General features: G+C 62.6%; 16 protein-coding genes. 11 read left to right on the forward strand and 5 right to left on the reverse strand.

The features are described 5' to 3' along the window. From VGD45_RS15330 to folD, 3 genes are all read left to right on the forward strand, one after another. Positions 1-1,052 (forward strand): adenosylhomocysteinase (locus VGD45_RS15330; RefSeq protein ID WP_331156198.1); only part of this gene is annotated, 1,052 nt, incomplete at its 5' end. Positions 1,053-1,118: 66 nt separating this feature from the next. Next, positions 1,119-2,063 (forward strand): formyltetrahydrofolate deformylase, encoded by a 945-nt coding sequence (gene purU / locus VGD45_RS15335; RefSeq protein WP_331156199.1) that lies wholly within the window; start codon positions 1,119-1,121, stop codon positions 2,061-2,063. Continuing rightward, complete coding sequence (gene folD / locus VGD45_RS15340) at positions 2,060-2,944, forward strand: bifunctional methylenetetrahydrofolate dehydrogenase/methenyltetrahydrofolate cyclohydrolase FolD (RefSeq protein ID WP_331156200.1); 885 nt, start codon at positions 2,060-2,062, stop codon at positions 2,942-2,944. Before purU ends, folD begins: the two co-directional genes overlap by 4 nt. Positions 2,945-3,042: 98 nt before the next feature. Here folD and VGD45_RS15345 read toward each other — a convergent pair whose 3' ends face one another. Beyond that, the gene (locus tag VGD45_RS15345; protein ID WP_331156201.1) at positions 3,043-3,957 is read right to left on the reverse strand and encodes a hypothetical protein; all 915 of its coding nucleotides are present in this window, start codon (positions 3,955-3,957) and stop codon (positions 3,043-3,045) included. An 87-nt stretch (positions 3,958-4,044) separates the two neighbouring features. On the opposite strand from VGD45_RS15345, the gene VGD45_RS15350 reads away from it, so the two are divergent. Beyond that, positions 4,045-5,118 (forward strand): energy transducer TonB, encoded by a 1,074-nt coding sequence (locus tag VGD45_RS15350; protein WP_331156202.1) that lies wholly within the window; start codon positions 4,045-4,047, stop codon positions 5,116-5,118. A gap of 3 nt (positions 5,119-5,121) precedes the next feature. Here the strand turns inward: VGD45_RS15350 and VGD45_RS15355 are convergent, their stop codons facing one another. Beyond that, the gene (locus VGD45_RS15355; protein WP_331156203.1) at positions 5,122-6,015 is read right to left on the reverse strand and encodes a rhomboid family intramembrane serine protease; all 894 of its coding nucleotides are present in this window, start codon (positions 6,013-6,015) and stop codon (positions 5,122-5,124) included. Between the two features lie 145 nt (positions 6,016-6,160). Here VGD45_RS15355 and VGD45_RS15360 point away from each other — a divergent pair, with 145 nt between their 5' ends. The 3 genes from VGD45_RS15360 (at position 6,161) to VGD45_RS15370 (ending at position 8,528) form a co-directional block, all read left to right on the forward strand. Beyond that, positions 6,161-6,544: a helix-turn-helix transcriptional regulator gene (locus VGD45_RS15360; protein ID WP_331156204.1), complete on the forward strand. Its 384-nt coding sequence runs from the start codon at positions 6,161-6,163 to the stop codon at positions 6,542-6,544. Beyond that, positions 6,541-7,785 carry a HipA domain-containing protein gene (locus tag VGD45_RS15365; protein ID WP_331156205.1) on the forward strand — a complete coding sequence of 415 codons (1,245 nt, stop codon included), beginning with the start codon at positions 6,541-6,543 and terminating at the stop codon, positions 7,783-7,785. Before VGD45_RS15360 ends, VGD45_RS15365 begins: the two co-directional genes overlap by 4 nt. Positions 7,786-7,883: 98 nt before the next feature. Next, complete coding sequence (locus VGD45_RS15370; protein ID WP_331156206.1) at positions 7,884-8,528, forward strand: hypothetical protein; 645 nt, start codon at positions 7,884-7,886, stop codon at positions 8,526-8,528. A 39-nt stretch (positions 8,529-8,567) separates the two neighbouring features. Here the strand turns inward: VGD45_RS15370 and VGD45_RS15375 are convergent, their stop codons facing one another. Then, on the reverse strand, positions 8,568-9,503 hold the full coding sequence (locus VGD45_RS15375; protein ID WP_331156207.1) for an aldo/keto reductase: 936 nt from the start codon (positions 9,501-9,503) through the stop codon (positions 8,568-8,570). 107 nt (positions 9,504-9,610) lie between these two features. Continuing rightward, positions 9,611-11,734 carry a S9 family peptidase gene (locus VGD45_RS15380; RefSeq protein WP_331156208.1) on the reverse strand — a complete coding sequence of 708 codons (2,124 nt, stop codon included), beginning with the start codon at positions 11,732-11,734 and terminating at the stop codon, positions 9,611-9,613. Between the two features lie 307 nt (positions 11,735-12,041). Between VGD45_RS15380 and VGD45_RS15385 the strand changes: the two genes are divergently transcribed. The 4 genes from VGD45_RS15385 (at position 12,042) to VGD45_RS15400 (ending at position 18,673) form a co-directional block, all read left to right on the forward strand. Further along, positions 12,042-12,524, forward strand: coding sequence for an RNA polymerase sigma factor (locus tag VGD45_RS15385; RefSeq protein ID WP_331156209.1), 483 nt, complete (start codon positions 12,042-12,044; stop codon positions 12,522-12,524). Then, positions 12,521-13,564 (forward strand): FecR family protein, encoded by a 1,044-nt coding sequence (locus VGD45_RS15390; protein ID WP_331156210.1) that lies wholly within the window; start codon positions 12,521-12,523, stop codon positions 13,562-13,564. Before VGD45_RS15385 ends, VGD45_RS15390 begins: the two co-directional genes overlap by 4 nt. A 154-nt stretch (positions 13,565-13,718) precedes the next feature. Beyond that, a complete protein-coding gene (locus VGD45_RS15395) occupies positions 13,719-16,415 on the forward strand; it encodes a TonB-dependent receptor (protein WP_331156211.1) in 2,697 nt (898 codons plus the stop codon). Positions 16,416-16,498: 83 nt separating this feature from the next. Continuing rightward, entirely contained in the window at positions 16,499-18,673 is a 2,175-nt protein-coding gene (locus VGD45_RS15400; RefSeq protein ID WP_331156212.1) for an Atxe2 family lasso peptide isopeptidase, read from the forward strand. Here the strand turns inward: VGD45_RS15400 and VGD45_RS15405 are convergent. After that, positions 18,652-20,562, reverse strand: a complete 1,911-nt coding sequence (locus VGD45_RS15405; RefSeq protein WP_331156213.1) for an asparagine synthase-related protein — start codon at positions 20,560-20,562, stop codon at positions 18,652-18,654. The two genes, VGD45_RS15400 and VGD45_RS15405, sit on opposite strands and share 22 nt — an antisense overlap. Between the last annotated feature and the right edge of the window lie 15 nt (positions 20,563-20,577).

Genomic DNA, 20,577 nt, shown 5'->3' on the forward strand with positions numbered 1-20,577 from the left:
TCTTCGAGTGGACCGACGGTGGTTACTCCAACCTCATCCTCGATGACGGCGGCGACGCCACGCTGTTGCTGCATCTCGGCGCCCGCGCCGAGACCGACGCGAGCGTCATCGCGAAGCCGGGCAGCGAAGAAGAGACCTCGCTGTTCAACTCGATCCGCGCGAAGCTGAAGGTCGACCCGAAGTGGTATTCCACGCGCCTGAAGCAGATCAAGGGCGTGAGCGAGGAGACCACGACCGGCGTGAAGCGCCTCTATCAGATGGCGAAGGAAGGCGCGCTGGCGTTCCCCGCGATCAACGTCAACGACTCGGTCACCAAGAGCAAGTTCGACAACCTGTACGGCTGCCGCGAGTCGCTCGTCGACGGCATCAAGCGCGCCACCGACGTGATGATCGCCGGCAAGGTCGCGGTCGTTTGCGGTTACGGTGACGTGGGCAAGGGCTCGGCGCAGGCGCTGCGCGCGCTGTCGGCGACCGTGCTGATCACCGAGATCGATCCGATCTGCGCGCTGCAGGCGGCGATGGAAGGTTATCGCGTGGTGACCATGGAAGACGCCGCCGCGCTCGGCGACATCTTCGTCACCACGACCGGCAACTTCCACGTGATCACTCACGATCACATGAAGAAGATGAAGAACAACGCCATCGTCTGCAACATCGGTCACTTCGACAATGAAATCGACGTGGCGTCGCTGAAGAAGTACACCTGGGAGAACATCAAGCCCCAGGTCGACCACGTCATTTTCCCGGACGGCAAAAGAATTATTCTGTTGGCCGAAGGTCGCCTGGTTAACTTGGGCTGCGCGACCGGTCATCCCTCATACGTGATGAGCTCTTCCTTCGCCAACCAGACCCTGGCGCAGATCGAGCTGTTCGCGAACACGGCGAAGTACCCCATCGGCGTTTATGTGCTGCCCAAGCACCTGGACGAGAAGGTGGCGCGACTGCAGCTCGCCAAGCTCGGTGTCAAGCTCACGCAGCTGACCGACGAGCAGGCGAAGTACATCGGCGTGGACAAGGCGGGTCCGTACAAGCCCGACCATTACCGTTACTAATCCGCGGGATGTGCCCCGCCGCCACCGGCGGCGGGGCATGGCTCCCGTAACCACGAGGAGATGACCATGTCCGACGGCTCGATTCCCGCGAACCTGAATGCCCTGTCCCGTGCTGTAGCTCCGGGTACGGGTCGAGGTCCGGGGGTGGAAAAGCCGCCGAGCATGGTCCTGACCACGGCCTGCCCCGACACCACCGGCGTGGTGGCGGCCGTGTCCGGTTTCCTGGCCGCGAACAATTGTTTGATCACCGAGGCGCAGCACTACGACGACCCCGTTTCGGATACGTCGTTCATGCGCACGGTGTTTCATGACAACGGCCAGGGCACGCCGTCGCTGCAGAAACTGGACGAAGCCTTCGCCGGCACTGTCGCGCAGCGTTTCGGCATGCGCTGGAAATTTCACGAAGCACGGCGCAAGTGTCGAGCCGTGTTGGCCGTGTCCAGGCATGGGCACTGCCTGAACAGCATGTTGCATCGATGGAGCACCGGCACCTTGCCCATCGAAGTCGTGGCGGTCGTTTCCAATCATCAGGACATGCGCAGCCTGAGCGAATGGCACGGCGTGCCTTATCACTATCTGCCGGTGCTCGACGGCCGCAAGGCCGAGCAGGAACGGCGGATGATCGAGCTGTTCGAAAAGGTCGACGGCGAGCTGCTGGTGCTGGCGCGTTACATGCAGATTCTCACGCCGACGGCCTGCGAATATTTCGCCGGTCGCGCCATCAATATCCATCATTCGTTTCTGCCCGGTTTCAAGGGCGCCAAGGCGTATCACCAGGCGCATGCGCGCGGCGTGAAGTTGATCGGAGCCACGGCGCACTATGTGACGACCGACCTGGATGAAGGTCCGATCATCGAGCAGGAAGTGGCGCGCGTGGATCACACCATGACGCCGGAAGAGCTGGTGAACATCGGCGCGGACCTCGAGAGCGTGGTGTTGAATCGCGCCGTGAAGTGGCATGCCGAGCGGCGTGTGTTCGCCAACGGCAACAAGACAGTGGTATTGAAGTGACAGCAAAGATCATCGACGGCAAGGCGATCGCGAAAAAGCTGCGAGCGGAATATCACGCCCGCGTCGATGTGCTGCGGTCTCGTTATAACGTGACGCCGGCGCTGGCCGTGATCCTGGTCGGCGACAACCCGGCGTCACAATCTTACGTCCGCAACAAGATCGCGGGCTGCAAGGAAGTCGGCATCCGCTCCGAGCTGGTCGAGTTGCCGGCCAGCACGAGCGAAGAGCAGCTGCTCGATCACATCGAGCGTCTCAATAACGATATGAACGTGCACGGCATTCTGGTGCAGCTGCCGTTGCCGGCGCACATCCGGGTGTCGAGCGTGCTGGAAAAGATCTCCGTCGAGAAGGACGTCGACGGTTTCCATCTGTACAACATGGGCGGCCTCGTCACCGGCAACACCGTGTTCTCGCCGTGCACGCCGTACGGTGTGCAGAAGATTCTGGAGCACGAGAATATTCCCGTCGAAGGCCGCAACGTAGTCGTGGTCGGCGCCAGTAACATCGTCGGCAAGCCCACCGCGCTCATGCTGATGCAGCAGGATGCGACTGTCGTCATATGTCACAAGAAGACCGTGGACCTCGGCAACTTCACGCTGCTCGCGGACATCCTGGTGGTGGCGGCCGGCGTGCCGAATCTGATCGTGCCGCAGATCGTGAAGACCGGCGCGGTGGTCATCGACGTGGGCTTCAATCGGCTGCCCGACGGCCGCATCGTCGGCGACGTGGATTTCGAGGGCGTGAAAGAAAAAGCGTCCTACATCACGCCCGTGCCGGGCGGCGTGGGGCAGATGACCGTCACCATGCTCCTGCACAACACGATCCTTTCCGCCGAGCGCGCCGCGACCGCGACGACTTCGCCGTTCCGTAGACGCGCTTAAACATCAAGCTCCGCGCTTCCGAATCCGCCCCGCAGGAAAACAAAAAAATTATTTCCCCCTCTCTCAGAGGGAGAGGGGCCAGGGGGTGAGGGCCTTCTTCAAGCCAGCATGGCCACGCGGCGGAACATGAACGCCGCGAGCTGCGAGCCCATGCCACTCGCGACCATCACCATGCGGCGATTGGCGGTGAGCTTTTGCAGCCAATCGAACGCGCCGCCGTCGATCAATGGAACAGAGTTGCCGTCGGGTGTGCCTGCGTCGAGCATGAATCTCAGCCCATCGTAATACTTGTGTTCCAACGGTTCCTGCGTCACGGGCAGCGCCGTAATGGTTTCGGCGATGCGCTTCGCGAGGTGCGCGCGCTCCGGCGTTGCGAGCAGACGCAACTTGCGGTCTGGAAAGCGATAACCGTGTTTCTCGAGCAGATCGAGCGCGGCAATATGAGTGCGGATGTGCTCGATCAGGGCCTCGGTCAGGAATGCATGATCTTTGCGTTCGTGAGCCGCCGACACCAGACAAAACATTCGGAAGTGGGGGGCAAAGCCAGGCCGGTTCGGCACTGCTTGAGCGCGGACACAGCGGTGACTGGTGGTGAGTTTCACGACCGCATCCGGCGCGGCTCGCAGGCGCTTCGCGCATTCCAGCGCGAGCACGTTGGTCGGATCCGAAACGACCTCGGCGCCGCGAGCGGTGGAAACGATTCTGTTCTGGCTGGTCAGTGCGACGGTTGAGCAAGAGCCGAGCGGTGCGAGCGGCGACAGCTCCAGCGCCTCGAAGTCTGCGGCTGCCGCGAGCAGGTGCGTATCCAGCGAATTCAGCGTGCGCTGATCGATCGCGCACGGCTGCACGAATCGATCGTTCTCCCATTGCTGGCGAACCATCGCCGGGCTGCGCTGCGCGGCCCGGCGCTCGAACACATCGAGCAACAGCGACCACAGCGCGGTCGGGGCCAGGCCCTCGGCCAATGCCTGCCGCACGGTGGCGTCGATGTCGACACGGGCTGTGGGACTCATGATGAGCCGAGAGTAAAGGCTCCCGACCGCTGGCGCGAGTGCCGCGCATCGCGGACAATCGGCGGATCACAAGCTTCGAGATGAGATATGCGACTCTCAGCCTACGCTATCGCGTTCGTTGCGCTGGCGCTGCATTTGGGCCCGGCGCATGCGGCCTGCACGCGTCCGGACACCAAGATCGCCATGCCGGACGGCGCGGCTGCCACCGAAGCGGAAATGAAGACCGCCACCCAGGCGCTGCTCAAGCTGGATAAGGACGTGGGCGAATATCTGCGCTGTATCAAGGGTGACGCGAGTCAGGCCACGGTCGGCAAGGACGATCAGACGCGCGAAAAGATCCTGAAGGAATATGTCGCCTCCCATAATTCCGCGGCCGACGAACTGGCCGGCCTGGCGACCTGCTTCAACGCTCAGCTGGAAGCTTACCGCAGCACCAAGGGCGGCGCCGGCGGTAAGACGGCCGACTGCTCCACGCACATGGCGTCCGCGAAGAATCGCACTCCGGGACCCGCGCCCGGCGGCACACCCACCCCCAGCAACATCGTGAAAGAGGCCGACGGCCATTCTTTCGAGGCGCAAGGCGGTCGCTGGAGCTACACGCTGATTCGCGACGACACGCCGCGTTATTGCGGGGCCGACAAGACCGACAAGCCGTGCGTGAAGCGTACCGTCTTTGTGACGAACGGTTCGGACCAGGAGCTCGAGTGCAAGGCGTATATCAAGTACGAAGGCGCCGACGCTCAGGGCCGCCCGCAAACCGAGGCGCAGGCCGTGGTGCTCAAGCAGACCATTCGCGCCGTCGTGGCGAGCATGGCGGAGCAGGGCGTGAATGCCTCGACCTTCGAGGCGGAATGCAAGCCGCGAGCGCCCATGCCACCGCTGCACACCGAGGAAGGCTGCAAGTACGAAGTCGTGAAGACCATCAACATCTCCGACTTCTATCCGGAGGAATCCCGCCAGTTGGACGAGCAGGGGCCGGTGGTCGTGGAGTTCACGGTGGCCGGCAAGTCCACCAATCCGACCAACGTGAAAGTGGTCGCGAGCAGCTTGTCACCGCGGCTCGACGACGCGGCCGTGAAGGCGGTGAGCGCGATGGTCATGAGCAGCGCCTGCAAGAACCAGCGTCATCGGCTGCGCTTGAATTTCCAGCTGGAAGAATAGCGCTCAGCGCAGCGCGAACAGCCACGCGACGGCAAGGGTCGCGAGGGTGAAGGCGCCGGTCGCCAGTTGCAGAGCGCGGGATTCGAAACGTCGCTCGGGAATCTTTCCGAGCACGAAGCCGAGCAGACAGCCGCTGGCGAAACCGGTCACGTGCGCGACCACATCGGTGTTTTCACCGCCCGCGCCTAGAAAGCCGAGCAGCATCACGCCGGCAATCAGAGGGCCGAGGCGTTTGGCCCAGCGCAGGTTGGTCGCGGTTTCCAGTGTCCACGCATAGGCGCTGAGAATGCCTAGCGTCGCGAACACCGCGGTCGACGCGCCGATGGCGTTGTGTCCCAACGGCATCCACAGCGCGTCCAGTGCATTGCCCATCATCCCGCCGATCAGGATGCTCGCCCACGCGACACCTCCGCCCACCGCGAGCGACGCTAAAAAGCCGAGCACGATGCCGAACAGCAGGTTGCTCAACAGATGGCCGACATCCGCGTGCAGGGTCAGCGCGGTCACGACTCGCCACCATTCGCTGGAAGCGGGAATCGCGCCGTTGAGCGAGCCCAGCTCCAGCCAGTTGAAACCGAACGAATCTCTGCCGGCCGCGTAGGCGCTCGCGATCATCACCAGCGCGTAGAGGATGGAGCCATGCCAGGCGCGTGGGTGCGCTTTCGGCGGCTTCGGGACCGGAACAGGCGCGACCGTTTCCTGGGCGACCTCGCGCAAGTGATGTCTCGCGAGATCGGCCGATTCTTCCGCCACCACGACGACAAACATTCCGCCGCGAACCACCGTCCAGGAATGAATGCCCACCGCCGAGAGGATCAGGGTCTGCTGGTCGCAGTCGGGCATCCGCAGCGAGCGAAAAACCTCGACCAGATTCGGGGGCGCGTCTTCGGGCGTCATGGATGTCGTGATTTTTCGGGCGGGTCCGCAGGGGTGGGGGCGAGGGTGGTGGATTCCAAGGCGGGCCTGCGGCCGACCTCCTCCGCCCGAGGGGCTGAACTAACATAGAGTTGACCAAAAGGCTGCAATCGATAAACTCTATGTTATGCCAAGCACCCCCCAAGCCCTGCAGACCCTACCCCCCGCCGCCGCCCAGGCGCTGCGCGCCCTAGGGGAAAACCTGGCCATCGCCAGAGTTCGGCGCCGGGAGTCCCAGCGCACCTGGGCCAAGCGCCTGGGTATTTCGGTGCCGACCCTGATTCGGATGGAGCGCGGCGACGCCGGCGTCAGCGCCGGCATCTATGTGACGGCACTGTGGCTCATGGGACGGGTAAATGCACTGTCCGCCATCGCCGCGCCGGCCGAGGACAAAGGCGCGCTGGAAAGCGATGTGCGCGGGGCGCTCAAGCGCAGGGCGGTTCGCTCGGCGGCTTCGGTCGAAGCCCGTCTGGCTCGCGGCAAGCAGCCGAAGAAGACGGTGCGCTCATGAACATTGCGCGCAAGGCGGTCGCTTATAAACCCACCGATCAGTTGTATCTGTGGCTGGTGACGCAGCCCACGCGGCCGGTGCTCATCGGCGAGTTGCATTTGATTCGAACCACGCGCGGCGTGTCGCTGCGTTATGCGCCCGAATGGCTTCAGCACGGCTTTCCCCTGAGCGAAGACCTGCCGCTGATCGACGATGAGTTGCTGCCCACCGACTCGGGCATCGCCATCGGCGCAGTCGACGATGCGCGTCCGGATCGTTGGGGCGAGCGCGTCATCCGTTTCCTCGACAAGCCGCCGCGCCTGTCGCTGCTCGAATATTTGTATTTCGCCGGTGACGATCGCTTCGGCGCGCTCGGCGTATCGACCTCCGCCGAAGAGTATCGGCCGCGCACGCTCGGGCCGCTGCCGGCGCTCGCCGATACCGACACCATTCACGAGCTGATTCGCAAGGTTCAGGACAACGAGCCGGTGCCCGAAGAGCAAAAGCGCCTGATTTCTCCCGGCGTGACCTTGGGCGGGGCGCGGCCCAAGGCGTTGATCGACATCGCCGGCGAACAGTGGGTGATCAAATTCGCCGACGGCGAGCCGGCGGATACGCCGCTCGTCGAGCATGCATCCATGCTGCTCGCGCAGAAAGCAAACATTCGCGTCGCGCCGACTCAGGCGGTGCGGCTCACGGACGGTCACGCGGTCGCGATCAAACGTTTCGATCGTGAGCGCGGCGGGCGCTTGCATTGCTTGTCGGCCTGCGTGGCGCTGCGAGCCGCGGGCGAGCGTTACGGCTATCCCGAGCTGGCGCAGCTGTTGCGTCGTCGCGGCGTCGTGGAGGGGGATCAGAACGAACGTGACATGCACGAATTGTTTCGTCGCATGGTGTTCAATATTCTCATCGATAACACCGACGATCACGAAAAGAATCACGCGCTGATCGCCACCGACGCGCAACAGTATCGATTGTCGCCCGCTTACGATGTGCTGCCCTCCGGCCAGGCGCTGGGATTTCAGCAGATGCGGGTGGGCGAGGAGGAGGCCGATTCGACGCTGGCGAACGCGCTGTCGATGGCCGCGATGTTTTCGTTGAAAAAGAACGCCGCGATCGAGCAGGTGCGTGAGGTGGTGGCGGTCGTGAACGACTGGCAGAAGCACTACCAGGCGTGTGGCGTGACGCGAGGTGATATCGATCTGTACGCCGAGCAGATCGACCGTCCGTTTCTGTTGGAGCAGCGGCGCGAGTTCACGTAACGATCATGAACGACTTTTAATGACGCCGGGGCCGGGCGTTGGGAACATGCCGTCGCGCCACCCGTCCAACCAGTAAGCAAGTCTTTCGGAGAGCTAACATGCGCGACTCAGCCAATAGATCACGAGCTTTGTTCATCGCGACGTTGTGCGGCTCGCTGTTGCCGCTCGCGAGCCAGGCGGCCGAGAGTTCAGCACCGGTTCAGGCGACCTGGAAGACGCAGGAGATTCGGTACAGCTATACCGGGTTCACGACAGCCTACGACTGCGACGCCGCCGAGGATCGGATCAAAGCGATCTTACGCAAGGTGGGCGCACACGAGCAGACACGCGTGATGGCGCAAGGGTGCACGTTGAATCGCCCGTCGCGAAATTTCTTCGTCACCATTACGACGGCGGCTCCGGTGCCGCTTGCGGACGCGCCGCCCAAGGCAGAGACGACGACCAGCCGCGACGAGTTGCTCAAGCGTCTGGGCGTCGCCTCGACCAAGCTCGATGAAACATTCCCCGCTGAATGGAAAACCATCGAGCTGTCGCGCGATCGCAAGCTGGACCTGGAGCCCGGCGACTGCGAGTTGATGGAAGGGCTGCGCGATCACGTGTTTCCCAAGCTCGGCGTGAAGATCGTCGCCGATCAGGTCAAGTGCATTCCACGCCAGGTGTCGATTCAGACGCCGGAGCTGACGGTGTCCGCGCTGGTCGCGCTCCCGAAACCCGATGCGCCTGCCGGCAAGACCAAGAGCTGACCGATCGGCCGAAGCACTTCGGCCGACCGGCGCCGACGATCAGCCGACCAGCGCGATCACTTCCTGCTTCTGAGCCGCCGACAGCAGCGGACCGAAGCCGGCCTTGAGATTGTCGCTCTGGCGGTCGGGCTTGCCGGTGGCGGGAATCACCGCGGTGACGGCTTCGTGGCTGAGGCAGAACTTCAGGAACATCTGCGCCCAGGAAGTGACGCCGACTTCCTTGGCCCACGCGGGCAGCGCTTTGCCCTTTACCTGGTTGAACAGCTTGCCGTCGTTGAAGTTGCGATTGGCGAGCACGGCCACGCCGAGCTCCTTGGCCATCGGGAACAAGCGACGCTCGGCGCCGCGATTGGTGACCGAATAGTTGATCTGCAGGAAGTCAGGCTTGGTTTCCTGCACGACGTCGGCGAGCTGGTCGTGCGCGGAGTCGAGGTAGTGAGTGATGCCCGTGTACTTCACCTTGCCTTGTTCCTTCAGCTCGCGCGCCAGCGCCAGCTGCGTTTTCCAATCGCCCAGGTTGTGCACCTGGAGCAGCTCGACCTTGTCGGTGCGCAGGGACTTGAGCGTCTTCTGAAACTGCGCCAGGCCTTTGTCGCGGCCGGTCACGCCCGACAACTTGGTGGCGATGAATGCTTTGGGGCGCAGCTTGGCGTCGTCCAGCAGCGGGCCGAGCACGTCTTCGGCATTGCTGTACGTGGGCGCGGTGTCGATCAAAGTCGCGCCGCCGTCGAAGAAGCGCTTCAGCACTTCTTTGAGCGCCTGATATTCCGGACCGCCCGGCGTGATTTCGAAGCTGCCGGAGGTGCCCATGCCGATCGCCGGCACCAGCTCGCCGCTGGAAGGAATGGCTCTACGAAGCATCTTGCCCTCGCTTGCGGCCGCCGCCACCGATAACCACGACGAAGTCGCGCCCAACAGCGCCGACCCCGCGAGCGCGACGGAGGACTGACCGATGAACTGGCGGCGTGTAGACATTGCAGACTCTCCTGTTTCGAAGCCGACAAGTTACTGAGCTTGCCGCGCCCGACGCAACACTGCTGCGACGAGCGGGCGCGAGAATGCGCCCGCTCGATGCGTTCAGCCTAATTCTTCAACCAGCGATCCAGCCACCGATGGACTTCGACGAAGAATTGCCGGTTGTTTTCGCCTTGCTGAATCCAGTGGTTCTCTTCGGGGAAGATCAGCAGCCGGCTCTCGATCTGCTGTCGTTGCAGCACGTTCCAGTATTCCAGCGTGTTGTTCAGCGGCACGCGGAAGTCGCGCTCGCCGACGGTGACCAGCACCGGCGTTTTCCATTGCGACGCGTAGCGGATGGGGTTTTGTTTGTTCCAGTCCACACCCTGCTGCCAGGGCGGCCCGCCCATGTTCTTCTCGCGTGTATAAGTGATATCGCTGGTGGCCCACTGGCTTTCGAGATTGATCAGGCCCGCGTGACTGATCAGGCAGCGATAACGATCGGTGCTCGCCTGCATCCAGTTCGCGAGATGGCCGCCGTAGCTTGCGCCGCCTGCGCACTGACGGCTGCCGTCGATGAACGGATAGCGCGCGATGGCTTCGTCCGCGGCCTGGTTGATCTCCAGCGCCGGGCCTTCCAGAGGATCGCGTTCGATGCCGCGTGAGAACGCAGCGCCGAAGCCGGTCGAGCCGGTGTAGTTGGTCAGCAGCACCACATAGCCGGGCGCGGCGAGCAGGTGATAGTTCCAGCGCAGGAAGAAGTTGTCGCGCCACATGTTGTGCGGACCGCCGTGCATCAGCACCAGCAGCGGATATTTCTTGGTCGGATCGAAGCCGGGCGGGCGCACGATAATGTTGTGAATGCGCGCGCCACGCTTGCTGTCGAACCAGAAGTGTTCGACCGGCGACATATCGAGCGCGGCCATTTTTTCGGTCGAGAATGCAGTCAGCCCTCGATGGCCGCCACGCTGCAGATCGATGCGCACGATCTCCGCCGGGCTGACCGCACTGTCGTAGCTCGCGATCAGCACTGGCGAGCTCGCTTTGTCCGCGCCCACCAGATTGCTGTACATGCCAGCTTGCATTTCGAACGCTACTTTTGCCTCGCCGCCAGTGCTCTTGCCGCGATAGATCTTGACGTGACCGGCGTCTTCGCCGAGCAAATAAACGTCGCGGTTATTCGGCGCGATCACCACGGCAAGCGGATCGCGTTCCGCCGGCAGCGTGATGTCGGTGCGCTGTTTCATCGAGGGCCAGTCGAACGCGGCGAGGTGCGTCGGACTGAAAACATAAGTGTCGCGAACCTCACGCAACGCATACAGGCTGCGCCCGTCAGGGCTGAACTTCGCCTCGCTCCAGCTATCGCCGCCCTTGAGATCGTCCTTGCCGGTGAGGCGGCGCGGCTCGCCGCCGCTGAGGGACACTTGCCACAGCTCGGTGTTGGTGTAATCGAAGGCGCCGCGATTGCTATTGCGCGTGGCGGAGAAGATCAGGCTCTCGCCATCGGGCGTCCACACGATGTCGAGCTCGCTCGCGCTCTGGGAACTGCGGCCGTCGAAGCCCGGCTGCTTGATCAGCTCGGTGCCGGCAAGCAGATCGCGCGGATCGTTCGCACCTATGGTCTGCACGAACGCATGAGGCTGGCGATTCTCGGGCAGCCAGGTATCCCAATTACGGATCGGAAAGTCGTCGTAGGCGCGCATCTTATATTTGCGCGCCTTCTCGTCGGCGACGATGCGCTTGCTGTCTTCGTCATTGCGGCTTTCCGGCGGCACGTCGCTGGTAAACGCGATCTTGCGACCGTCGGGTGAGAACTTCGGCAACCGGGCGCCGGTGCTGAGCGTCGTCGCCCGTAATGCTTCGCCGCCGCTGCTGATATCGAGAATGTAGATCTGATTGATTTCGTCGCCCTCGCGCTTGGTCGAGAAGGCGATGCGTTTGCTGTCCGCGCTCCAGGTCACGCCGGCTTCGGCCGGGCGGGTCTGTGTCAGACGGCGCGGCGGCGACTTGCCGTCGGTAGCCACCAGCCACAGATCGGTCGTCTGCTGGTCATTGTTGTATGCAGGCTCGGTGACGCTGAACACCGCGAGCTTGCCATCGGGGCTGACCGCGGATGCGCCGACCCTGGGCAGCAACCAGAGGTCCTCATGCGTGACTGCGCGGCGTTCCGCCGCGTGTGTGTTCGTCACAACAATGGACGTGAGCGCGAGTGCCGTCATGGCAAATGCGCGCGATAGAAAACGAGTGCTCACAAGCAGCGGCTCCTTGTTGGGGGCGGAGGATACTGTCCGGTAAATCGAGCTGCCCATTATGCCGCTCGCTGCTGCAGTTGCGCAGAGGTTGTTTTTTTTCGGCAGAAAGGCCCTGGTGGCAGATACAACGTTGTCAGATATGCAGGGAATCACGCAAAATTCCGCCCGCTACGCGCCGACGCGAACCCGATCGGGACGTTCGTTGCGAAGTTTCCACGGCAGACATGTTGTCTGCCTCAAGAAGTCACGGGCGCGGGGCAGCTCACAGGGAAGCCGACGCACCGTCGCGTGAGATCGAGGCCCTCATATGGATGTGCTCCTGAGGCAGCTACGCAGCCTTAAGAAATTACTACGCCGGCGTGGCGCCACGACGGACCAGGCGGAAGATCTGGTCCAGGAAGCGGTGTTGCGTCTTCACGCCTACACCCGCCAGGGCGGCCAGATCCAGAACCAGGAAGCTTTCCTGACGCGAACCGCGCTCAACCTCGCGGTCGACCAGCATCGTCACGCCCGGCAAGACAGCTACGAGAGCGAGCCGGTCGAAAATCTCGACTTGCCCGATCTGCAGCCCTCGCCAGATGAGGTTTTCGCCGCCGAGCAACGTCTGATGAAGATGCGGGAGGCGCTCGATCGCGCCAACCCCAGAACCCGAGAAGTATTCTTCATGCATCGTCTCTACGGTTTCAGTCACGCCGAGATCGCGCGCCGCCTGGGGATCAGCGTCAGCGCCGTGGAGAAACATGTGGCGAGCGCCGTGACCATCCTGGCTATGGATCGGCAGAGAGAATGAGCCCGACCGAGTCGCAAAACAGCAAGCCCGTGCCGGACGAAGTCCTGGCCGAGGCCAGCGTCTGGATCGCCAAACTCCACGGCGATTCGCGCGGGCGTGCGATCGATAACGGCTTTCGTCGCTGGTTGCTCGCTCATCCTGACAATGCCCGCGCGTTCGAGCTCGCGACCGAAGTTTGGGAGGATGCGGAGAACCTGCGCCGCTTCGTGACATTCCGGCCAGCCACTCAGATCGAGCGCAGTTCCGCGTGGCGCCCGGCATTCGCGGCGCTGGCCTGTGCGATGGTGCTCGTCCTCGTCGCCGTGGTCTGGTACCAGTACGCCGGTGTGATCTCGACGAACGTCGGCGAGCAACGCCAGCTGGTGCTTCAAGACGGCACGCGCGTGTTTCTCAACACCGATACCGCGATCGTCGTGAAGTACGACGAGCACGCGCGTCGGGTCGAGCTGCGTCGGGGCGAAGCACTGTTCAACGTGGCCAAACAAAGCGACTGGCCCTTCATCGTCACGGCTGGCGATCGCCAGGTGCGGGCGCTGGGCACGTCATTTGTGGTCCGCCGGGACGCGCAGCGCCTCGCGGTCACCCTGGTGGAAGGCAGCGTGCAGGTGTCGCCAGTGCCGCCTGCCATCACGCAACTGATGCAAACGGTCGTCGATGCGCCCGTCGCGGTCGAGCAGACGCCAGCCAAGGCGGAGAATCGCAATAATGGCGAATTCACAATGTCCGCCGGCCAGCGCCTCACCTTCAGTGCGGGCGCGCCCGCCAAACTCGATACTCCGGCCGTCGAGAAGACCACCGCCTGGCGTCGCGGCCAGGTGATCCTCGACGATACGCCGCTGCGGACCGCCGCCGCGGAAATGAATAGATATAACGAGTCCAAACTGGTCGTCGAGGATGTGGAGGCGGGCGAGCTCCTGATCAACGGATTGTTCCAGGCGGGCGACTCGACTCATTTCGCCAATGCAGTCGCGGAAGCATACGGGCTCACGGTGAGCAAGCGGGGTAACGACATCGTACTTTCCGGCAAACCTGTTCAGTAAGGTGAGGTTTTCCAGTGTGGGGATTTCCCAACTGAGGATTTCCAGACGCTACAACGTCGATTAACCGACGTGTGTCAAAAATCCTGACGTTCGATTCCGTCGAATAGATCGGGAGATGGGGACCGCGGGGCTGCTAACTGGTTAGGAGACCACCTTGAGCACCAATAGTCGGAAGGTTCGTGCCGCATCTCGTTTTTCGCCGGCCGGAACGCTGGCGGCGAGCATACTGGCCATTCTCGGAACGGCGGCTGACGCCCAGGCAGTGACCGAATGGGATCTGCCCGGCCAACCGCTCGCCAAGTCGCTTAGAGACATTGCGGCACAATCCGAAAGCAACATCATCTTCGATAAGAAGCTGGTCAGCGGCCAGCAGGCGCGGCCGTTGAAAATCAAGGCCAGCGCCGAGGAAGCACTCTCGCAAGTGCTGGAAGGCACGGGCCTGACCTATCGTCAGCTGGACGACAAGACCGTCACCATCCAGCTGGCGAGCACGGATCCGATGGCTACTACCAGCGCTGCATATAACAGCGATGGCCGCATCCGTCTGGCGCAGGCGGAGACGTCGCAAGGCGAGGGCACTCGGGGGCCCCGGACGATCGAAGGCCGGACTTTGCTAGACATCGAAGAAATCGTCGTCACCGGCACCAACATTCGTGGCATCGAGAACAACACCGCGCCCGTGACCGTGCTGTCGCGTGAGTACATCAATGCGACCGGTTACAGCACTGTGAGCAAGCTGCTCGAATCGGTTACGCAGAACTTCGCGCTGGCGAACCAGAGCGGTCAGGTCACGCCAGGCGTGACCCCTACGCGCGAGCAGGGTTCGAGCGTCAATCTGCGTGGTATCGGCGAAGGCACCACACTGGTGTTGTTGAACGGACGGCGTCTCGCTCCGGGTTATCGCTCGGCGGCAGTGGATATTTCGGCGCTGCCGTTGTCCGCCATCGAGCGCGTCGAAATTCTTCCGGACGGCGCCTCGGCGTTGTACGGCTCGGACGCGGTCGGCGGTGTGGTGAACTTCATTCTGCGCGAAGATTTCGAAGGGGCCGAGACGCGGCTGCGCGCCGGCGTGGCTGATGGCGTGAACGAGTACCGCGGCAGCCAGGCGCTGGGCAATGCCTGGGAGTCGGGGAATGCCCTGGTCTCGATCGAATATCTGCAACGGGATCGGCTGGCTGCCGCCGATCGGGATTTCGTGGGGGCCGGCACGGTGATCGATACTCTGCTGCCGGAGAACGAGCAGTACTCGGCCATGCTCACGGGTGAGCAGGATATCGGCGGCTCGTTCAGCGTGTTCGCGGATGCCTTGTACACCAGGCGAGATTCTGAATATACCGGGCGCAGCAACTTCTCCGAATCCTTCTCGAACGAGAACGACCAGATCGCCACCACGCTGGGCGTGGATTGGAACGTGGCCGGCGATTGGAACGTCCAGTTGTCGGCAGGTTACAACGAGAATAAGTCGGAGCTGTTCGCCAACGCCCGGCAGATGCCCACGCTCGCCGCCCCCCTCTTGGCCTCCCGTAGTGAATACACGTTCGATTCGCAAACCGCAGAGCTCAAGGCGGACGGTTCGCTGTTTTCCCTGCCCGGCGGCAAGGTGAGCATGGCCATCGGTGGCGCGTATCGCACCGAGAACTATGAAGAGGTGAATCGCCGGATGGGCGCTCTGCTGTCGTCGCAGGACGTCGATCAGGACGTCACCAGCGCCTACGCCGAAATGTATGTACCGCTGTTCAGCGAGGCCAACGCGATCAGCGGCGTGCAGAGTCTGGAACTGTCGCTGGCGGGTCGCTACGACGACTACTCGACTGCCGGTTCGTCGTTCGATCCGCAGGCCGGCCTCATGTGGGAACCGGTCAAGGGCCTGCGTCTGCGTGCACGCTACGGCACCTCATACAAAGCGCCCAACCTGGTCGACTACAGCCTGGCCAGCAACAGCACGCAGGCCCTGCAAGGCAACGTGCCCGGTCTGGGATTGACGCGCATCCTGTCGGTCCGAGGAATCGCGGTCGATTCGCTCAGCCCGCAGGAATCCGAAAGCTCCTCGTTCGGTCTGGAATTCACGCCCGAGAGCGTCTCCGGCCTGTCCGTGTCGCTCAACTATTACAAGATCCGCTATACCGGTTTGATTGCGACGCCCGGGGCGCCATTGACTCTCTTGGCGGATACAGCGGCATACGGCGACCTGCTCATCTTCGACCCCAGCGTCGATCAAGTGAACCAATTCATCGCCATCGGCCAGCTGGGGCAGGGTTTTTTCTCGCAGATTCCCAACTTCACGCCAGCTCTGATCGACGTGATCGTCGATGGCCGTCGCCGCAACCTGAGCGTGGTGAGCAGCAACGGCATCGATCTCGCGACCGAATATAACTTCAACGTCGGCGAGAACCGTTTCTTCATCGGCGTGGGTGGCACTTACGTGCTGAATCGGGACCAACAGGTCACGGACACCAGCGCGGAGGTCGACACCGCGGATACGATCTATAACCCGCCGAGCTACCGTGCGCGTGGTTTCGTCACCTGGCAGCGCCATGGGTTTGCCGCCAACATGTTCGTCAACCACGTCGATAGCTACGTCGATAACCGGATCACGACGCCGCCGGCGAACTCCAAGATCGATTCGCTCACCACGCTCGATCTGCGGCTCGCTTATGACTTTTCCAACAACTTCAGCAGTGGCTTCCTGTCGGGGTTCAACGTGGCGCTGAGCGCGCAGAACGTGCTCGATGAGGATCCGCCGTCGGTGTTCGTAACGCCGACCAGCGCGACCTTCGATCTGGGCTTCGATCCGGTCAATGCCGATCCGCTGGGCCGGCTGATCGCGTTGGAGTTCACCAAGACGTGGTGAGTTTGAGCTGATAGGTTCTATCGGGGTGGGGGCACTGGGGGCTTTCGCGAGAAAGCCCCCGATTTCTGTCCGAGGTCGAGAAGATGAAGTTTCCCTTGCGTCGCGTCTTGCTCGTGGCTGCCGCGTTGTTTGCAGCCGAGACTTCCGCCCAACAGACGTTGACGATTCCCGATGTGCCAACAGGCACGCCACGCAGCATCACGCCCGATGACTTTGCGAAGCTTCGCACCGTAGAGAGATTCAGCCTGTCGCCCGACGGCGCCCGTTTCGCTCTACTGGTTCGACAGGGGGATGCGGCGGCCAACGAATATCGCAGAGCTTGGTTTGCCGGCAGTGTGCGCGGTGGCGCGCTCACCTTCGTGGGCGATGGCGGCGAAACCCGTCTTGACGGGCATGGAGCGACCAGTCGACCCGGTGGCACATTCGAACGTCCGGACGCGCGCTGGTCGCCCGACGGCCGCTGGATCGCGTACACGCTGTTGCGAAACGGTGAGATTCAGTTATGGCGCAGCGACGCCGAGGGCCGCTCCCAGCAACAACTCACAAACAACGCTGCGGACGTCCGTGAATTCGAGTGGAGTGAGAACGGACGATTCCTTCACTTCACCGTGGGGGCTACGCGCGCCGAAGAGCAAGCGATCACGGAAGCCAGGGAGCGCGCAGGTTATCGCTACGACCAGGATCTGTATTCCATCGCGGATCTGATGCTGCCCCGGTTGAGGCATGCAGCGCCCAACGCGGCCACGACAGTGTGGACCGTGACGTTCGACGGGCATGACGAGCAACTGGCAAGCGATGCGGACCGTGCCGAGTTCGACCAGGCTCGCGGCCGAGCTGCCCCAACGGTGGGCAGCTCGCGCCGCGCGATGGAAGCGGGCAGGGTGATCCAAGCGGTGCGCACTGACGGCGCGCGAGCGTGGCTGGTTCGGTCGGGCGAAGCTCTGTCGCGCTCGTATCGGGTGCATGCCTCACTACCAAAAGCTCCATCGAAGGAGATCCAGTGCGCGGCGTCGGAGTGCTCGGGTTTAATCGAAAGGATCTGGTGGGTTGGCGACCGGGTGCTGTTCTGGCGCCGTGAAGGAATTCGTGGGGGAACGCAGGGTATCTATACGTGGGACCCGGCCGGTGGCACTGTGAGGACGGTACTGCGAGCACAGGACGATTTCTATGGGCAATGCGAGTTGGGCGCCAACAATCGTCTGGTCTGCATGCGCGAAACGCCGACGCTGCCAAGCCATCTCGCCGCGATCGATGTTCCCTCCGGGCGCACCACGGTAGTGGCGGATATCAATCCCGAGTTTCGCAATATCCGCCTGGGCAAGGTGGAACGCTTCGAATGGGACACGCCGAGCTTTCCCTGGAACGAACCCGGGCAGCCGTTGCACGGCTTCTATGAGTCGCGCGCCTCCGGATACATTTTCTATCCACCCGGATTCGACGCCAGCAAGAAATATCCGGTGTACATCAATCCTTATGCCAACCACGGCTTCGGGAATATTACCAACCAGGAGACGCCGTCGCATGTTTTCGCGGCGCGCGGCATGGTGGTGTTGGGCACCAGTTTTCCGCTGTTGCTGCCGCTGAACCCCAGCGAGGAATCGCTCAAACTGATTCACGCCGCGGAGTTGGGTTTCCCTCACTTCAGTATCAATGTCGGATCCACTTTGCGGGCGCTCGACAGCGTCATCGCTCGAGGTTTCATCGACGAGCGGCGCATCGGCATCGGCGGAGTCAGCCAAGGAGCAAACACGTCGATCTTCATCGCGCACAGGTACGAGCGCATGGCGGCGATAGCCATCTCCGGCGGCGTTTGGTCACAGCTGGACTATTACCTCGCGACGAGCGCCATGCCAAAAAGCGCTGGCGGCATTGCATGGTGGACCAAGCCGGAAGGCGAGGGCATGAACCTGTGGCGCGGCGTCGACGCCGCCGACAATGTCGCGAATATCAACGCGCCGATTCTGATCAATGCGCCGGCTGCCGAGATGCTCAATCTCATCCGCCTCGTGAAACACCTGGCTGAGGCAGGCAAACCTTACGACGCTTATGTGTTCCGCGACGAGACACACACGAAGTGGCAGCCCGCGCATCTTCACGCCAGCGTGCAGCGGAATCTCGACTGGTTCGCGTTCTGGCTGCAGGATCGTGAGGATCCCGATCCTGCGAAGGCCGATCAATACGCGCGTTGGCGCAAGCTCAGGGAACAACAACAGGCGAGCCGCGCGGCTCGGGGCTCTCAGGAAACGGCGTTGCGATAGCGCGCCGCCGTCGCAGTGCCGACCTGCTTCCACTGCTGCATCCAGATCTCCGCGGAGAGATAACACAGCAGCGTCGCGGCGCGCATCAGTGTGGAAGGATCATCGGCGGCGAGGCATTCCTCTAGCTTGCGGCGATCCAGATACCGATCCGTCACCAAGTGTCCATCCAGCAACTGCTCCCGCAACAACGCCCGATGCTTTTGCACAACGTGCTGATAAAACGCCGTTCCTGAGCCCTTGGCGATACGCTTGCGAATCTCGTCGGGCAGTATGTCCCGGAACGCATATCGCGCCAGGCCGCGGCTGGTCCCGCCCTTGAGCAGCGTGTAAGTGGGAATGCGCAACGCTGCCTCCCACACCGGCTGAGCGTCGAGTGGATTGATGTTGTCGGCCAACCCCGCGGCGTGAATGACGAATTCGTGGTAATCGACCGATGCAACGGCTTGCGCCAGTAGCTGCTTTCCCGGTGGCAGCGCAGCGCTCGCTTCATGATGCGCGTCGTGAAATGCGCGCTCGACCTGCTTCAAGTGCGTTTCCAGTTCCGGGGTCAGCAGCGTCGTTTGCAAGAACGTTTGACTTTGAGACACGTAGCGACGGCGCAGCAGTCCATGTGACAAGGTCTTGCCGAGCACCGACCAGAGCGAGTCCCTGCTGAGCGCCGAGGTGGCGCGCAAATGTCGCCACAACGCAGGACGCAACCCATGCCGGTGCGCATAGTCGATCGCAGGCAAGGGTTGCCTGGTCGCACAGAATACGGTGTCACCCGACTGTCCGGAGAAGAAGGCTTCGGCGCCGTGCGTCTTGATGATTTCCAGCTGGGCGTCGTCCGCTTCCATCGCGCTGAAGTACAGCGGCGGGCTGAGTCTCAGGGGGATGTCGCTCAGTCGCTGCATGTTCAGCTCGGGATTTCTTTTTCTTTCCACCAATGGCAGGTCCCAGCGCTGCGCCACCAGTCGTGCGTAGCGTCGCTCGTCTCCGTGGCTGACGATAGCGCGCATCTTTTCCATTGTCGCTGGGTCCATGCCCAGCATGTGGACCTTCTGTTGAGCATCGCCGGCTTCGATCGCCATGTTGAACAAGGTCAGGCTTGGCTTGCCTGGCGCCTGCCCCAGGCATCCCGCCACGATCGACGAGTCCAATCCACCCGAAAGAAAATGCGTGATGTTCCGATAGCAGGATGTCCACGCATTCACAGTGCTTTGTACTGCTGAGCGAAGCGCGCGCGCGGCTTCTTCGGGCTGCTCGAACATCGGCGCGCCAGCGATGGCTACTGGGTCCCACAAGCGTGCACGAGTGCGGGTGGTTTCGTGCAGCGTGAGACATTCGCCCGCCGGCAGTGGGTGAATATTCTCGATCCCTGTCGCCTCGCGCGCGAGATTGCGCGAATACAACCAGCGTGCGAGGTGATCGCGATCGAAGGAGAAGGGCCCTGGCAGGCAATGCAGCGCATCTTCGATGTCGGAGAAGAACACGTCGACACCGCGGTGAGTCGTGCTGTAGCAGGGCAGGGTGCCGGTCGGATCGCGAAACACGTGGTGCTTGCGAGCGCCCTCGTCATGAACGATGGCGAAGTAGCTGCCCCAGTACCGTTCGACCACGTGACGGCCGCCGCTGCGAACGACTCGCTGTGCTTCGTCGGTGTCGAACCGGGCCTCGCGAGGCACTTCGGCCTCGGCATGACTTTCGAAGAGCTTGCCAAAGATCACTCCGCCATTGCGATCGAGCGGGTAGACGCTGGCGGTCCGGCGCGCATCGGTACGGAACAGTTTGATGCCGGGGCATTCATAGGCAACGGTCCATGTCGACGGAGCCGTGCCGCTCAGCGCCGCGACCGTGCGCACGCTTTCGAGATTCCGCGAATTCCATACAAGCGCGAGATAGCGGTACATGGATGTTCCTTATCC

This window comes from Steroidobacter sp., from assembly GCF_036402275.1.
Classification (GTDB): Bacteria; Pseudomonadota; Gammaproteobacteria; order Steroidobacterales; family Steroidobacteraceae; genus Steroidobacter.

Bases quoted from the DNA above. Each gene is read 5' to 3' on its own strand.
- purU (WP_331156199.1), top strand. From the start codon at position 1,119: ATGTCCGACGGCTCGATTCCCGCGAACCTGAATGCCCTGTCCCGTGCT.
- VGD45_RS15345 (WP_331156201.1), bottom strand. From the start codon at position 3,957: ATGAGTCCCACAGCCCGTGTCGACATCGACGCCACCGTGCGGCAGGCA.
- VGD45_RS15350 (WP_331156202.1), top strand. From the start codon at position 4,045: ATGCGACTCTCAGCCTACGCTATCGCGTTCGTTGCGCTGGCGCTGCAT.
- VGD45_RS15355 (WP_331156203.1), bottom strand. From the start codon at position 6,015: ATGACGCCCGAAGACGCGCCCCCGAATCTGGTCGAGGTTTTTCGCTCG.
- VGD45_RS15360 (WP_331156204.1), top strand. From the start codon at position 6,161: ATGCCAAGCACCCCCCAAGCCCTGCAGACCCTACCCCCCGCCGCCGCC.
- VGD45_RS15365 (WP_331156205.1), top strand. From the start codon at position 6,541: ATGAACATTGCGCGCAAGGCGGTCGCTTATAAACCCACCGATCAGTTG.
- VGD45_RS15370 (WP_331156206.1), top strand. From the start codon at position 7,884: ATGCGCGACTCAGCCAATAGATCACGAGCTTTGTTCATCGCGACGTTG.
- VGD45_RS15375 (WP_331156207.1), bottom strand. From the start codon at position 9,503: ATGTCTACACGCCGCCAGTTCATCGGTCAGTCCTCCGTCGCGCTCGCG.
- VGD45_RS15385 (WP_331156209.1), top strand. From the start codon at position 12,042: ATGGATGTGCTCCTGAGGCAGCTACGCAGCCTTAAGAAATTACTACGC.
- VGD45_RS15390 (WP_331156210.1), top strand. From the start codon at position 12,521: ATGAGCCCGACCGAGTCGCAAAACAGCAAGCCCGTGCCGGACGAAGTC.
- VGD45_RS15400 (WP_331156212.1), top strand. From the start codon at position 16,499: ATGAAGTTTCCCTTGCGTCGCGTCTTGCTCGTGGCTGCCGCGTTGTTT.
- VGD45_RS15405 (WP_331156213.1), bottom strand. From the start codon at position 20,562: ATGTACCGCTATCTCGCGCTTGTATGGAATTCGCGGAATCTCGAAAGC.